Here is a 16,456-nt window from a genome sequence, read left to right as displayed (position 1 = left end):
TTGATCAAAAAAATAAGTCAGCCTTTTCAGGTTGACTTATTTTTTTAGTTATTAAACTTAATTTTAATGTGATTTTCTTACTTGAAAAACCCTAATGGATCAGGAAGTTTTGCTTTCAAAAGTTCTACAAATTCAATATTCAACTGGCTGAAATCAAGCATTCTTCCTTTGTGAAGGCGTTCCCAGGATTTCTCCGGCTCATTGCGATTATAGTAAACCAATGCAAGATTATATTGTCCCAAAGCATAGGTTGAATCCAGCGCAACGGCTTCTTCCAATAACTTATTAGCCTCATCAAGATCGTCCTGCTGTTTGTTCATCGCATAAAGTTTCAGATCAACTGTGGAAAGATCCACCAGCAGCGGAACATTATTTGATTGCAGATTAACGCCACGGCTTAACATCCGTTTTGCATCCACCCAGTTTTCTCTCTGATAGCAAACTACACCAAGTCCCCAAAAGGCCTCTACATTTTTATCGTTTAGCAAATTCGCAAGATTGAAACGATAACAAGCTGTATCCAAAGATCCTTCCTGTAAATACTCCCAGGCGCGGGCCGAAAAAAAACTGCTGGCCTCAGGTCTGCTTGAAAATGATTTATCGCAATCACTTAAAAATTTAATTTCTTCGTCAATCTGCTCAGAGCTTTTACTTTCTTCTCCAAACAACGGCACTACACGTCTTTCTTTTAATTCCAGCGGTCTTCTGTGTGAAATATTGGTATCAGAAACAGGTGCCGCACTCGCCAAATGTTTTTCCTGGGCGAGCCCGAGAACAGGTATTAAAAGAGCAAACCAAATAACAACGGATTCTTTCATAAAATAAAAATAGAGAAACAGGTTTTTCTATTGTCCAAGTTAAACGGAATTATTGGATATCGTATTGTATTCTTATCGTTTACTTCGCTTTGTAGCTGTCTTTCTACGGCTTGTGTCTTTGCCCTTCGAAGTAGTTTTTGGTTTGAAAAGATGCGCATTCTTTTTTTCATGAAATGCACCCAGGAACGTAGGATCCTCATTTCTTTTCTGGCTATCAATTTCACGAAGCATCATTTGACTTTCATCTACTGGTGTTTTGGCAATTTCCAGTTCTTCCGGCAATTCAGCGCGTGGAATTTCCATACGAATCATTTTTTCAATTTTCGCAATGTGATATTCGTCAGCAATGGTCATAAAAGTGATCGCCTGTCCAAGCATATTCGCCCGTCCTGTCCGCCCGATTCTGTGAACGTAATCTTCATATATCAAAGGAACATCAAAGTTGATCACATGACTTACTTCAGTGATATCAATTCCCCGGGCAACCACATCAGTCGCCACCATTACCCGAACAGATCCTTCTTTAAAAGCATCCATCGCATTTGTCCGCGTATTTTGTCCTTTATTGGCATGAATCACACGAAGTTCGTTTTCTTTTACAACACCGTTCAAAAGATAGCTGTGCACTTGCCCTGCGACTTCACGGCTTCGCGTAAAAATCAACACGCGCTTAAAACCTTCCTCGTCTTTCAATAAACTCGAAAGCAAATTAATTTTTGTACGGAAATTTGGCAGTTCGTAAAGCACTTGGGTCACTCTTTCAGCCGTTGTAGCCTGCGGCGTTACTTCAATCCGGGTAGGATATTCCAAAAATTCAAAAGAAAGCTTCTCCACCTTATCCGAAAAAGTAGCTGAGAAAAGCATATTCTGGCGTTTGGTAGGAAGAATTTCCAGAAAACGACGAATCTGCGGCATAAAACCCATGTCCATCATTTTATCGGCTTCATCCAAAATCATGACATTAATATTCTTCACCACGATTTCCTCCTGTAAATAGAGATCCATAAATCTCCCAGGCGTAGCGACGATAATATCCACGCCTTTCCGGATCGCATCTATTTGCGATTTTGGTCCAACTCCTCCAAAAAGGACAACGGTGCGGATATCGGTATATTTACTCAACTCGTTAACAGCCTCTGCAATTTGCATGGCCAGCTCACGTGTAGGAGCCAAAATTAATGCACGCGGATCGTGTCCCTGTGCATATTTTATACGCATCAGCAAGGGTAAAGTATATGCTGCGGTTTTGCCGGTACCCGTCTGCGCGATCCCTAATATATCCTGTCCGGCTAATGCTAAAGGTATTGCCTGTTCCTGAATGGGTGTGGGCTCCGTGTAGCCTGCTTCTTCAATTGCATTGAGTAATTGACGGTTAAGCTTAAATAGCTCAAATTTATTTTGCGTAGTTTGCATCGCACAAAGGTACGAAAACTAAAATCAGGTTCCATATTTTAAGCTTTTATAGCTTCATCAACCATCGCAGACGAGCCCACATAAATTGCAGAACGCTGGTGAAAATCTGAGGGAACTATGTCCAGAATATCCCGGAAACCATCGCTTGCCTTTGCTCCCGATTTCTCTGCAATAAACGCCAGCGGATAACATTCATACAATAATCGCAGCTTTCCTTTTATATCTTTTGTAGTAGAAGGATATAAATAAATCCCGCCTTTTAAAAGATTCCGATGAAAATCCCCCACCAGAGAACCGATATATCTGGCGCTGTAACTTTTTAATTTACAATTAGTTATATATTTCTGTATCGATTCGGGATAACTATTATAATTTCCTTCATTGACAGAATAAATTTTTCCGTCGGACGGAGAAATAATGTTTTTATGTGATAAAATAAATTCGCCTATTGACTGGTCGTAGGTGAATCCGTTTACATCATCTCCTGTTGAATAAACCAGCATGGTAGAAGAACCATACAGAATATATCCCGCAGCGATCTGCTTTCTCCCGCCTTGTAAAAAATCATTAATATTTGCCGGGGAATTAATTGGTGTAATACGGCGGTAAATGGAAAAAATTGTACCGATTGAAACATTTACATCAATATTGGACGAACCATCCAGCGGATCCATCGCTACCACATATTTGCCGTGATCGTTCCCTGTATGGATGATATCCTCATCTTCCTCTGAAAGAATAGCGCATACTTCTCCCCCATTTTTCAGTGCTCTTATAAAACGGATATTGGCAATAATATCTAGTTTCTGCTGATTTTCACCCTGCACATTTTCTGTTCCGTTTGCACCTGTTACATCGATCAGTCCGGCTTTATTAACTTCCCTGTGAATGATCTTTCCACCCAGAGCGATGTCTCTCAATAGTTGCGAAAGTTCTCCCGTCGCATATGGGAATGCACTTTGAGAATGCATAATAAAACGGTCAAGCGTAACACCCACCGGCAAAGCCAGTTCCTGAGCAGTTTTTGATTCTGAAACACCCATTTTCTAAATTTTCAATAAGTTGTGAGATGTGAAAGGCAGTATGACTTAATCAAATCTCATACTCTTTTCGGACAAATCAACATGATTTTAACTATATTTTCAAAGTAGAAAATAACCAATATACGTCATTCAGGGTGAATCGTTTATTAGATCGTCGGAGAAATTTATTTTTTATTATATAACCCTTTTTATGTTAAGTGACGGAACACAGAACAAGGGCCCAGTGATCGTTTAGCGAAAGTTCTTGGTTTTGTACAAGGAGAAAGCACTCCTGCTTTCTTTGTTCGCTTTAAAAATGTAATTTAGTTACTTCAAGTAAAAAAATGAGATAATGGATTGGATGTTAGTTTTAATCGGCATACTTATCATTGGGTTTGGAGGTTATATTTGGCATTTTAAGCAAATCAATTTGTTAAGTAACGTGCCCAGAGGAGCTCGCATTATTGATAAGGACAAAGCTGCTCGCCTTGGTGGCAGCTATTTGATTTTGATTGGAATCTGTTTTCTGCTGTTCGGCTATGTGGTAAAGAATTTATCTAGTGCAGTGATTAGTATTGTTGTGGCTTGCTTTATTCCAATTAACATGGTTGTTTTAGTTTCTTACCTGGTAGCGCAAAGCAAAAATATGAAATAAGGTCTCATAAAACCTCGGTTTAATGAGACCAGTATTGGTCGTGATCTAAAGGCCTTAAAACCGCTCAAAAGTGTTTTAAAATGTTATCTCACAAATCAAAATATAATTTTATAGTTGCCGTGAGTTAGTGAGACTCCCGGCTAACTTTTCCCATCTCTTTCACGTCTGCGGTTGCAGCAAGTTGAGCATTAATGTCCCTTTTAGCTCTGACCTTCAATTGCCTTTGCATCTGACAATATTTAAATCGGTATCGAGTAAATCAAGGAAGTATATTTTTATCCTCATTAGAAAACTTAAATCAACTTTCCTGTTTTGTAACGTTCGGGACCAATTGCTTTTAAACACCGGCTGAAAGTCGCGCCCGTCGTTCCTAAGTATGTAGCGATGTAATGATCCGGAATTCTTCTGAAAACAGAAGATGGATGATTGATATAATATTCAATGCGCTGCTCTACCGATAAGTATTTAAAAACCTTCACTTTATCGGTAAAATTGATAAGATGTTGTTCCAGTAATTTCACAGCCAGGCCAGCCATAGTTACATCTTCTTCAATCAGTTTTCGGTAAGCGTCATAGGAAATGGAATATACAATGGTGTCTTCCAAAGTTTCTAAAACCTCGTTTGACAACTTTTGTAAAAAGAAACTTTCCGCAATGCAAACAATATCACCGTCAGAAACCAGTAATGATGTAATGTCTTCCGAACCCCGTAAATAATAAGTCCTCATAACGCCTTTGTCAATAAAATAAAGCGACGGACTTATCTGCCCCAAATCCACAAGTACTCTGCCTTTTGGAATCATAAAGGGTTTAAAAGTCTCCTTGATCCTGTCTTTTACCGAAGGTGTTAACACAAATTTTGACCCTTCCAGCATTCTTTGCAATGGTTTTATACTTTCCATTCATCAATCCGACTGAGCTGTGAGTTTTTAAAAATTGTTCTGCAACAAGTGAAAATATTGTCGTAGAACAACACGAATCCTTGTCTTACGACAAGTTAACATTTTATAGTATGTAAGTTACTTTGTATTGGATTAAAAGCATAGAGCAATCTAAATTTTTACTATCTATTTCAAAATCACTACTCACTAAAATCGCCAGGTTATGAAAAATTTATTATTGAAAATAACATTTTTAATTTTGCTTAGCTTCAACGGTTATTGTCAGGATAAAGGAAAAAGTGAAATCGGAATTAGCGCGGCAATATTGCCGACTGAAGATGTTGTCAATGAAACGCTGGTCCGGATTGTTGATTTATTTTTTCCGAGTCATCGGCATGTAAACGTGGACAACGTTTCGGTTTTTGGCTCGTATAAATACTTCGTTTCTGAAAAAATTGCGGTAGGTGGAACAATTGGCTACAACAGCAGTGCGAAACCATTTAATTACGAAACCTGGAACAGGCGTTATGATGGAATCAAAGTATTAACTGTTGCCGGAGAAGGTTCTTTTTATTATTTGAAAAGACGGGATATCAGTTTATACGCACTGAGTGGAATGGGCTATTTCATTGTTCCCTCTGACAATGACAATACGAATTATCCAAATTATAACAACTTTGGCATAACCATGCAATTAACGCCGATTGGTGTAAGATTTGGCAAAAAATTCGGTGGTTTTGCGGAGATAGGTTATGGTTATAAAGGTTTGGTAAATATGGGTATTAATTTGAAGTTATAGAAAAAAAACAGCGCTGAAACCAAAAGGAAACAGCGCTGTTTTTATATAACTTTTGATACTATCCAAGTCTTACCAAAGCTTCTTTCAGCGTCACAATTTTCGCCTCCGCATCTGTCATTTTTTGCCTTTCTTTTTCAACAACATCAGCATTTGCATTTTGAACGAAACGTTCGTTTGAAAGTTTTTTAGCGACAGAATTCAGGAATCCTTCTGTGTATGCCAGTTCTTTCGTCAGATTTTCACGTTCCGCCTCAACATCAATTTCTCCTTCCAGATTAATAAAGAATTCGTCAGAACGTATAAGAAATGACATACCTGGCGCTTGCTCCGAAACGAAATTGATTTCCGCCACATTAGCCAGTTTTCTCACCAATGCTTCCAGACCTTTATAAAGTTCGGGCTGATCAGATTTAACAGCCAACGGTAACTCAATTTTCGGACTAATATTTTTTGTATTTCTTAAATTCCGAACCGCAGAAATCAGCTCGAACAGAATCTCAAATTCACCAAGAAGATTGGTATCAACCGACCCAACGGTTGGAAAATCAGCAACACAAATACTTTCTTTTTCCTGACGCTCACGAATATTCTGCCAGATTTCTTCTGTAATGAACGGCATGAATGGATGCGCCAGACGCATCAGTTTATCAAAAAATTCAAGCGTTGCTTCAAATGTTACTGCGTCAATCGGTTGTTCAAAACCCGGCTTGATCATTTCCAGATATTGAGCGCAGAAATCATCCCAGATCAGTTTGTAAACTGAATTGAGAGAATCAGAAATACGGAATTTGGTAAAATGATCCTGAACTTCGGCCAAGGTTTGATTCAGTTTACTATCAAACCATTTTACTGCCAAAGTTGATCCTTCCGGTGCTGAAAGCGAAGTATCAACAGTCCATCCTTTAACCAGACGGAATGCATTCCAGATTTTGTTACAGAAATTCCTTCCCTGCTCAATCAGTTTTTCATCATAGGGCAAATCATTTCCTGCCGGCGAACTGAACAACATTCCGGTACGAATTCCGTCCGCGCCGTATTGTTCAATCAGGTCAATCGGATCAGGAGAATTCCCAAGCGATTTGGACATTTTCCGCCCTTGTTTATCTCTAACAATTCCTGTCAGATAGACATTTTTGAACGGATAAGTTCCTCTGTATTCATAACCGGCAATGATCATACGCGCTACCCAGAAGAATAAAATTTCAGGAGCAGTCACCAAATCATTTGTCGGATAGTAATAATTTATTTCTTCGTTATCCGGTTTTTTTATTCCGTTAAAAACAGAAATCGGCCATAACCACGAAGAAAACCAGGTATCCAGAACGTCCGCATCCTGTGTTAAATCTTCTTCGGTTAAAGCAAAAAGCTGATATTCATGCTGCGCGATATGAAGCGCTTCATTTTTCGTTTTGGCCACGATAACCGTTCCGTCCTGCAAGTAAAAAGCAGGAATACGGTGTCCCCACCAAAGCTGACGGCTGATATTCCAGTCGCGCACGTTTTCCATCCAGTGACGGTATGTATTTTTGAATTTTGGCGGAATCAGCTGAATTGTATCATTCATTACATTTTCCAAAGCTGGCTTGCTCAACCGGCTCATTTTCAAAAACCACTGCTCCGAAATCCTTGGTTCAATGACCGCGTTGGTGCGTTCCGAATGACCAACGTTGGATTTATATTCTTCACTTTTAACCAGATTTCCTGATTCTTCAAGCAATTTGACAATTTTCTTACGAGCCACAAAACGGTCTTCACCAACCAGAATCTGCGCTTTTTCATTCAGCGTACCGTCTTCGTTCAAAAGATCGATGATCGCCAGATTGTGTTTTTTACCTAATTCGTAATCATTTGTATCATGTGCAGGCGTAACTTTCAGCGCACCGGTACCGAATTCCATTTCCACATATTCATCCGCGATTACATCAATTGCGCGGTTGATCAATGGAATAATTACCTGTTTTCCAATCAGGAACTGATAGCGTTCGTCATTTGGATTCACACAAATCGCAGCATCCGCCATGATCGTTTCCGGTCGGGTTGTCGCAATAATAATTCCTTCGCCTTCTGCACCACCAACCAGATCATACCGGATATAAACAAGTTTCTGATTGACTTCTTTTGTAATTACTTCCTCATCAGAAACGGTCGTACGCGCCTGCGGATCCCAGTTTACCATACGGTGGCCACGGTAAATGTCTCCTTTTTTATACAAGTCAATGAAAACATCCATCACAGAATCATAAAGATCCGGATCCATCGTAAACGCCGTACGATCCCAGTCGCAGGATGCACCAAGTTTGCGTAATTGCTGTAAAATAATGCCGCCATATTTGTGCGTCCATTCCCAGCAATATTCCAGAAATTCGTCTCTTGAAAGATCCCTTTTGTTGATTCCACGTTCTTTCAACATCGCCACCACTTTCGCTTCCGTAGCAATAGACGCGTGATCCGTTCCCGGTACCCAGCACGCTTCCTTACCTTCCATCCGCGCCTTACGGATCAAAATGTCCTGAATTGTATTATTGAGCATATGCCCCATATGCAAAACTCCTGTCACATTTGGTGGCGGAATTACAATGGTATATGGCTCTTTATCAGGATTTGGCTTGGAATTAAAATATTTGTTTTCGATCCAGTAGCTATACCATTTATCTTCTATCTCTTGCGGCGCGTAGGTTTTGGAGATCATTCTTTTTGTAAAATATGGGCGTTGTTAACAATTTCAGTCTTAAAAAGAATGGCAAGTTATCACTTGAAACCCATATTTTCACGTGATTGATAGCAGATTAATGCTTACCGTGATAATTTTTATGCCTCAGAAGGAGCAATTGGAAGCCATATTATAAACGTACTCCCATGACCTGGCCTGCTGTGCACATTGACCGTTCCTTCATGGGCATCCACCATTTTCTTCACATAGCTCAGCCCAAGACCGAAACCCTTCACATCGTGTACATTTCCGGTTGGAACGCGATAAAAAGTTTCAAAAATACGCTGGATTTGTTCTTTACTCATTCCTAAACCGTGATCAGTTATGGCAATAGATATCCCGTTATTTTCATTTTCCGTCCTGACTTTCAGATGCAGTTTTTCGGGAGAATATTTAATGGCATTATCGACCAGATTGTTCAGTACATTGGAAATATGCAGTTCATCGCAGGAAATTATTTCACAGACCGCTTCAAATTCCAGATCAATTTCTCCTTCTTTCTGCTCAATCTGAACGCTTTGACTGTTCAGTACTTTTTCTATCAGATCATGAATATTCGCCTCGCTCCTTTTTAATTTTACATGACCTTTATCCAAAAGTGCCATTTGTAAAACCTTTTCAACATGTGTTCCGAGCCGTTTATTTTCTTCCCGGATTATTCCCAGATAACGCGTCATTCGTGGTGAAGCAGCACTCCCGGGTGACATCGAATTTTCCTGCGCCATATCTGCAGCTAACGCTATCGTCGAAATTGGCGTTTTAAATTCGTGCGTCATATTATTGATAAAATCATTCTTGATATCAGAAAGTTTTTTCTGATGCAAAATGGTTGAAACGGCCATATAAAAACAAGCCATAATCACGATGATCAAAATACCCGAACCGCCAAACATGACGCCCATATTACTCAGGATATATTTTTGTTGATCGGGAAAAAAAACAAACAGTAAATTATTCCCCTGCAAGGTTTCATTCGGAAAAAGTGATGCTTTGTAAGACCTTTGCTGCCATTCCGAAGATTTCAAACTGGCCGTTGAAAATACCAGTCCATTATTCGCATTTCCCTGAACAGCAAATTCATAGGAAAGTGTAATACCATTTTGGGCTAATTCTTTTCTTAACAAAGTATCAAGCAAAAACCGGTTTACACGCTCCTGGATCGGCCTTTTGGTATACATCAGATCCTTCATTACTTCACGAAGCAAATCGGCTCTGTCCAGATCCTGGGATTTTCCGTTAATGAGTGGTTTAGTTCCAGCGAGCTGCGGTGATTTTTCAAGAGTAGGCTTAGCTTTTCTGTATAAAATCTGAGAATTTTCTCCATTTTCTCCATCCGAGGATTGACTTTTCCCAGTAGATTTCTGACCCGGAAAAGCTTCCTGAAAAGCAGTTCCCAATTTCTTTTCCTCTTCCAGTCTTCTACGCATAAATTCATCCATTCCTTCCGCACCAAATCGTTGGGCCTGAAAAAATTCTTCAATAATCTGCTGCTGATGATCAAGAGTGACCCGAAGGTTTGGACTTAATACATCAGAAGGTGCTGCTTCGGTAGAAAACTGATAATGAATTTCATCTCCATTAGGGCCAATAAAAATCTGAACATTTGGTTGAGGCAAAACCGCAGAAACTTGTTTCTTTTCTTGTTTTGAACCCGTTTTTTTAACCGGCATTTCTCTGAGCTGGGTAATACGGTTTAATTTATCTTTCTGTTGTTCAGTTTCTATACGCTGTTGAAGCAGATACATCATTTCCTGTTTTTCAAGCCGATGCACCACTTCCTGGACCGATTCCGCTACTTTCTGGTTAAACTGTTCATTACGGATAACAATGGCTTCGCGGATCCAGTACCACTGAAAACCGATAAGCCCGATAAGCGCCAGGCACATTAACCCGATAATAATCTGAATTTTCCGTTTCGTCATTTTTATTTATTTCTCGATGCACCGCTTTCTATGCAACACCGTGCCTTTTTTCTGCGACTTTATTATGTTGAACAAATTTACTGCATCCGGAGTAGCCGTTTCTTTTTTTAACAAAATTTAACAGCCTGTCTTTTAAACAAAAATTAAATTTGTAATTATCTCAAAAACAAAACAATAGAGCATTATGAGACATACATTCCTTTTACGCGCCGCTTTGTCTTTATTCGTTGTAACAAGTCTTTCAGCTGCTGAAAAGACTTTCGCTCAATCCGAAAAAGATGATCACAAGAAAACTTCCATTCGTATTAAAGTAACGGAAGATAAAGACGGAAAATCAAGAAAGATTGAAAAAAATTATGAGCTGCCTGATATGCCCGGACCGGAAAGGGAGAATTTTGTTGACAAGGCGATTGATTCCATGAAGCTTGATCCGGATGGAAAAAAGCAGGTTACTATTACCGTTGATGATGGAAGAGGAAATAAAAATGTCCAGCGTCGTGGTAAAATGCAGAAAAGACAAAATGACAATCATGATGAATTTGCTTTTAATTTCAGAAACGATGACCTGAAAGATTTCAATCTTAACTTCGATGAACTGCGTAACCAGACAAGAAATCTTGAAAGAGAGATTCGTCCGAAGGCAAAAATCATGATGCGTGACATGGAAGATTTTGGAAATCGTATGGGTGATCGTGTGGGCGGTTTTTGGAATAATGAAATGGCAAAAGCATCTACGGTTAAGGAATTAAATGTTTACCCAAACAATCCCGACAATGGGATTATGAATCTTCGTTTTTACGTTCCCCAAAAAGGTGATGTACTTGTAACGATCTCAGATACAAAGGGAAAAGAAGTTGGCAAAAAAGAAATCAAGGATTTCAGCGGAGAGTTTGTCGGACAGATCGACATTAAGAAAAATACAAAAGGAACACTTTTCGTAACCGTTACGCAGAATGAAGACGGAGCCGTAAAGCGTGTAGTTCTTCCCTGATTTTTTGAACATTTTTACCCCGGCCCTCTTGATTAGTAATAATTAAGAGGATTTTTTATTGGAAAAAAACGAGATAATTGAACTGACATGTATTAAGTAATTGTAAATTTGCACCCAAACCATCTTATTCTCCGAAATTTATTTCATTAAGCAATATGCTGAATCTTATACTATTTGGTCCTCCGGGTGCTGGAAAAGGCACGCAAAGTGAGAAAATTATAGCACAATACAAGCTCATTCATCTGTCTACCGGAGACTTACTTCGTTCTGAAATTCAGGGCGGTACCGAACTAGGACTTCGTGCAAAAACCTTAATGGATCAGGGTTTACTGGTTCCGGATGAAGTTGTGATCGGGATGATCAACAATAAATTGAAAGAACACAAAGGGTGTCCTGGTTTTATTTTTGACGGATTCCCACGCACCGTAGCACAGTCGGAAGCGCTGGATGCTTTGCTGGAAAGTTATGGCGAAAGTATTTCTGTGATGGTCGCACTTGTGGTTGATGACAATGAACTTCTTACCCGTTTGTTAAATAGAGGAAAAACTTCGGGCCGTCCTGACGACCAGAATGAAGAACTGATCAGCAAGCGCATCCACGAATATAACAACAAGACAAAACCGGTTGCTGACTATTATCAGGCACAGGGAAAATATATTGCGATAAATGGTATCGGAGAAATCGAAACGATTTTTGAAGGAATCACCGGAGCGATTGAACAAGCATAATCTTATTAAAAAAGGTGTGGACAGCCATGGTTACAAAACCCGGTTTCTACACCTTTCTTCTGTAAATACATCAACGTAATTACACTTCTCATTTCAATTTAAGTAAAAAACGGCAGCAGGGTATGGCATCTTCAAACTTTATAGATTACGTAAAAATTAATGTTCGCTCTGGCGCAGGTGGTGCGGGAGCCTTACATTTTCGTCGTGAAAAACACGTCGAAAAAGGTGGGCCGGATGGTGGAGACGGAGGCCGTGGCGGACACGTCATTTTAAAAGGAACAACTCAGGTCTGGACACTTTTACATTTAAAATATACAAAACACATTCGCGCTTTTGATGGCAAAGGTGGTGAAGGCGGAAGAAGAAAAGGTGCGGACGGAAAGGATATTATCCTGGAAGTTCCGTTGGGAACAATCGCAAGGGATGTGGAAACGGGTGAGCAGCTTGTAGAAATCACCGAAGACGGGCAGGAAGTTATTTTGATGAAAGGCGGACGTGGCGGATTGGGAAACGATCACTTCAAATCATCAACAAACCAGACACCTCAGCATGCACAAACAGGAGATCCGGCTATTGAATCCTGGATTATTCTTGAACTGAAAGTGTTGGCAGATGTGGGTCTCGTTGGTTTCCCGAATGCCGGAAAGTCAACTTTGCTTTCTGTTGTTTCTGCTGCACGGCCTGAAATTGCAGATTATCCGTTTACAACGCTTGTTCCTAATTTAGGCGTGGTTGATTACCGTAATTATAAGTCGTTTGTAATGGCTGATATTCCGGGAATTATCGAAGGTGCTTCACAGGGAAAAGGTTTGGGACTAAGGTTCCTCCGACATATTGAAAGAAATTCGATACTTCTCTTCATGGTGCCTGGCGACAGCGAAGATATTGAAGCTGAATATAATACGCTTGTAAATGAACTTCAGTTATATAACCCATCTCTTTTAGATAAAGAACGTCTTCTGGCTATTTCAAAAGTTGATATGCTTTTGGAAGAAGAGCGGGAAGAGCTTGTCAAAAAATTACCACAGGGAATTTCTACTACGTTTATTTCTTCGTTGACCGGAGAAGGAATTGACCAATTAAAGGATAGAATCTGGGAATTACTCAATGATTCCACAGCCGCTAAATAAATTTCTGAATTATTTTATTTTGAGAGGCAACCTTTTGTACCCACTTTTGTGTCCAATAGGTTAATTCCAATTGATTTTTTTTTCATGAAACACTTTTTACGATTCTTTTCTTGCTGGGGGTTACTGGTCTGCTTATGTTCCTTCACGGCAACGGCGCAAATTTCAATAGATTATCCTTCCAACAGAGCTATTTTTCAACGTGATAAAAATAATTCCGCGACGATTTATATTGCCGGAAATTATACACAGATCATAGACCGCGTTGAAGCCAAACTGACTCCAATTAACGGCGGATCTCTCATAGACTGGCAAACCATTCAGTCAAATGTTCAGGGGGGAGTGTTTTCCGGAAGCATTGATGCAAAAGGAGGATGGTACCAGCTTGAAGTTCGCGGCTGGAATGGCAGCCAACTGGTTACCTGCCCGCCATTGGACCGGGTTGGTGTCGGAGAGGTTTTTATGATTAGTGGTCAGTCAAATGCCGGCCAGATAAATCCTGAAGATTCTAAAGGTATCACCGGCCCCGGCGCCAACGATGACCGGGTTAATTGTGTCAATTCAAACAATGCCAACAATCCCAATACGGATTTATCGTATCCGCAGTTTTCACATTTGAATGCTGATACGTACATCGCTCCAAGAGGTAATTTCGCCTGGTCGTGGGGGAAACTTGGAGATTTATTGGCTAGTCGTCTTGGTGTACCAATCTTGTTTTATAACAGTGCCTGGACTGGTTCTGCTGTAAGAAACTGGCGGGAGAGTATAAATGGCACAGCTTATAACATATACAACGGAGCACCGTACCCTGTTAATGGAGCCCCTTATGGAAACCTTCGTTCTGTAATGCAAACCTATGTTCCCATCACAGGTATCAGAGCTGTTTTATGGTTGCAGGGAGAAGCAGAAAATTTTGCCGGCACATCCACAAGTTCCTATGCGGCTGACCTGACGAAGGTTATTGAAACCAGCCGGAATGAATCGGGAAAAAGTCTTGCCTGGATGGTCAGCCTGACTTCATACAGTAATACCACTGGTGTTTATGCCAATGCAATTAACGGCCAGAAACAAGTTATATCCTCTGTACCTAATGTGTACATGGGGCCCAATACTGATGTAATCCAGATTCCAAGAGATGGAGGACCAGACGGTGTCCATTTCACAGGAAACGGATTAAGCCAGTTGGCTGATTCCTGGAATACGACGCTCAATGATGCTTTTTTTGCAAGCTCTACACCGTTTAAAGGAGTAAGCCCATTGATGGTTTCTGCCTCCTGCGCTGGTAATGGCAATATGAATCTGGCTGTAAATACAGGGGGATATTCTTCGGTAAGATGGAGTAATGGACAGTCGGTAGGAAATATTCAGGTTGGAAATGGTAATTACAGAGCTCAGGCCCGGGATGGCAATCAAAATATTATATTTTCTCCCGAAGTAAAATTCAACCAGACAATTCAACCAGCTCAGCCAATTATTACGCTTGAAGGAAGTAATCCTGTTTGTAAAGGAAATACAGCTGTGCTTATTGCAAACACTTCTTCCAACATTCAATGGAATACGGGGGCAACCAGCGACAGGATCAATATTACAGTCGCAGGCGAGTATTCAGTAACAGCCAGAAGTGCTTATGGCTGCCAGTCTACCTCGGCGAAAGTCGCTGTTAATGTTCTGACATCTCCCCTTCCCGATAAGCCAAGTATTTCCGCAGCCAGTGCACTTACTTTTTGTGACGGAGGTTCGGTCAATTTGAAATCAAGTTCAAACGTTAAAAGTGTATGGTCCAACGGATCAAACGATGGCACTATTTCTGTAAACTCTTCCGGTGAATACCGGGTAAAGGCTCAGGACAGTTTCGGCTGTCTTTCACCGGATTCCGATCCGGTGAAAGTGAAAGTTAATGCATTACCAGCTAAACCTGTTATTTCATTGAATCGCTCCCCTCTACTTTGTGAAGGAGAAAATATTACCATGACTTCCAGTTACGACAATGGAAATACCTGGAACACAAATTCGACATCAAAATCTATAACCGTCAACGTTTCCGGAGTTTTCAGTCTGAAACAAAAAGATGGTAACGGGTGTGAATCTACCTCGGATGTCGTTACAACCAAGGTGAATCCACTTCCTGCAACGCCGACGATTGCATCCTTACGCCCTACAACTTTTTGCGACCGTGACTATACCACACTTAGGGGCAGTGAATCTTTTGCTTATCAGTGGAGCAACGGCGCTACAAATCGCGAGGTGGAAATTCGTAATTCCGGAAATTATACACTTTCTGCAAAAGATGATAATGGATGTTTATCACCTCCAACGTCTGCTATCAAAGTTGTTGTAAATCCTCTACCTCCAAAACCATCCATCGCAGCCAGTGGGCCCACAACTTTCTGTGCGGATGCGAGTATCAACCTCACGGCAAACGACGCAGCCAAATATATTTGGAGCACAGGTGCCAGCACCAAAGCGATAACAACCAATACATCGGGTGACTATTCGGTTAAAACAATTAATGAGTTCAGCTGTTTTTCGGATCCCTCGGATGCAGTGAAAATTCAGGTTTTGGCTTTACCGCCAGCTCCACTTGTACAGGCATCAGGTCCAACTTCATTTTGTGATGGAGACGCTGTAACGCTGAGAGCGTCAAACGGAGCTTCGTTTTTCTGGAACACCGGCACAACTAACAGTTCATTAACCGTTAGTAAATCAGGAAGCTATTCTGCTCGTGTAAAAGATAATCAGGGTTGTTTTTCACCTTATTCTCCATCTGTACTGGTGGATGTGAAACCTTTACCTTCGAAACCTGAAATTCGTCAAATAGGTACATATACTTTATTGGCAGAAAATAATATTAATGACGGGGATCACGTATGGCAATTTAATGGCACAAATTTATCTGAAACCGGTGCAACGTTGAAAGCTATTGAAACAGGACAGTATGTAGTAAATAATACCGTTATCTACAGTCCTGTACTGACATGTTTCTCAGCCTTTTCAGATCCTTTCGTGTTTACGATGGATCCTTCGGGAGAAGAAGTGAGCGTATATCCTAATCCTAGTGATAACGGATCATTTACGATCGAAACCATCGCTAATATTAAAAATGCAACCGTTCAGATCTATGATCTCAATGGCCGTCTTCTGCGAACCTATCCTGCCCAAAACTTTAATGAGCGAAGGTTTATCAATCTGTCACCCATGGCAAATGGGACATACATCATGTCAATACGTGCAGAAGATTATAAAAAAACGAAAAAAATAATGATCAACCAGTAAAAACTGATCAGTTACAAAAGAGAACAGAAAGTCAGCTTTCTGTTCTCTTTTTTTTATTTATTTTCATGTAATTTAGCAATCTGAAATACGTTTTCTTTGCAAAAGGCACACTAAGTC

Annotated in this window: 12 protein-coding genes; 6 read left to right on the top strand and 6 right to left on the bottom strand. The window is 40.4% G+C overall.

Going from position 1 to position 16,456, the window contains the following annotated elements:
* Positions 1-77: 77 nt before the first annotated feature.
* The 3 genes from FZF08_RS11035 to fbp all read right to left on the bottom strand — a co-directional run bounded on the left by FZF08_RS11035 (position 78) and on the right by fbp (position 3,274).
* Positions 78-818 (bottom strand): M48 family metallopeptidase, encoded by a 741-nt coding sequence (locus FZF08_RS11035; RefSeq protein ID WP_159468694.1) that lies wholly within the window; start codon positions 816-818, stop codon positions 78-80.
* A 72-nt stretch (positions 819-890) separates the two neighbouring features.
* Positions 891-2,231, bottom strand: a complete 1,341-nt coding sequence (locus FZF08_RS11030) for a DEAD/DEAH box helicase (RefSeq protein WP_159468693.1) — start codon at positions 2,229-2,231, stop codon at positions 891-893.
* Positions 2,232-2,269: 38 nt separating this feature from the next.
* Positions 2,270-3,274, bottom strand: coding sequence for a class 1 fructose-bisphosphatase (fbp, locus tag FZF08_RS11025; RefSeq protein WP_159468692.1), 1,005 nt, complete (start codon positions 3,272-3,274; stop codon positions 2,270-2,272).
* Positions 3,275-3,605: 331 nt separating this feature from the next.
* Here fbp and FZF08_RS11020 point away from each other — a divergent pair, with 331 nt between their 5' ends.
* Positions 3,606-3,908, top strand: a complete 303-nt coding sequence (locus FZF08_RS11020) for a hypothetical protein (protein ID WP_159468691.1) — start codon at positions 3,606-3,608, stop codon at positions 3,906-3,908.
* Between the two features lie 293 nt (positions 3,909-4,201).
* Here FZF08_RS11020 and FZF08_RS11015 read toward each other — a convergent pair whose 3' ends face one another.
* Positions 4,202-4,810 carry a Crp/Fnr family transcriptional regulator gene (locus FZF08_RS11015; protein ID WP_159468690.1) on the bottom strand — a complete coding sequence of 203 codons (609 nt, stop codon included), beginning with the start codon at positions 4,808-4,810 and terminating at the stop codon, positions 4,202-4,204.
* A gap of 202 nt (positions 4,811-5,012) precedes the next feature.
* Here FZF08_RS11015 and FZF08_RS11010 point away from each other — a divergent pair, with 202 nt between their 5' ends.
* Positions 5,013-5,588: a hypothetical protein gene (locus tag FZF08_RS11010; protein ID WP_159468689.1), complete on the top strand. Its 576-nt coding sequence runs from the start codon at positions 5,013-5,015 to the stop codon at positions 5,586-5,588.
* Positions 5,589-5,646: 58 nt separating this feature from the next.
* Here FZF08_RS11010 and FZF08_RS11005 read toward each other — a convergent pair whose 3' ends face one another.
* Positions 5,647-8,277, bottom strand: a complete 2,631-nt coding sequence (locus FZF08_RS11005; RefSeq protein WP_159468688.1) for a valine--tRNA ligase — start codon at positions 8,275-8,277, stop codon at positions 5,647-5,649.
* Between the two features lie 119 nt (positions 8,278-8,396).
* Positions 8,397-10,220: a sensor histidine kinase KdpD gene (locus FZF08_RS11000; RefSeq protein WP_159468687.1), complete on the bottom strand. Its 1,824-nt coding sequence runs from the start codon at positions 10,218-10,220 to the stop codon at positions 8,397-8,399.
* A gap of 184 nt (positions 10,221-10,404) precedes the next feature.
* On the opposite strand from FZF08_RS11000, the gene FZF08_RS10995 reads away from it, so the two are divergent.
* The 4 genes from FZF08_RS10995 to FZF08_RS10980 all read left to right on the top strand — a co-directional run bounded on the left by FZF08_RS10995 (position 10,405) and on the right by FZF08_RS10980 (position 16,339).
* Positions 10,405-11,211 carry a T9SS type A sorting domain-containing protein gene (locus FZF08_RS10995; protein WP_159468686.1) on the top strand — a complete coding sequence of 269 codons (807 nt, stop codon included), beginning with the start codon at positions 10,405-10,407 and terminating at the stop codon, positions 11,209-11,211.
* Between the two features lie 155 nt (positions 11,212-11,366).
* Positions 11,367-11,939, top strand: coding sequence for an adenylate kinase (locus FZF08_RS10990; protein WP_159468685.1), 573 nt, complete (start codon positions 11,367-11,369; stop codon positions 11,937-11,939).
* Positions 11,940-12,061: 122 nt separating this feature from the next.
* Positions 12,062-13,069 (top strand): GTPase ObgE, encoded by a 1,008-nt coding sequence (gene obgE / locus FZF08_RS10985; protein WP_159468684.1) that lies wholly within the window; start codon positions 12,062-12,064, stop codon positions 13,067-13,069.
* 84 nt (positions 13,070-13,153) lie between these two features.
* Positions 13,154-16,339, top strand: coding sequence for a T9SS type A sorting domain-containing protein (locus FZF08_RS10980; RefSeq protein WP_159468683.1), 3,186 nt, complete (start codon positions 13,154-13,156; stop codon positions 16,337-16,339).
* Positions 16,340-16,456 lie beyond the last annotated feature (117 nt).

Origin of the sequence: Dyadobacter sp. 3J3, assembly GCF_009801115.1 — a bacterium.
Classification (GTDB): domain Bacteria; phylum Bacteroidota; class Bacteroidia; order Cytophagales; family Spirosomataceae; genus Dyadobacter.
The sequence above is the reverse complement of the archived record's forward strand: the minus strand, read 5'-3'. Positions and strand labels throughout refer to the sequence as shown.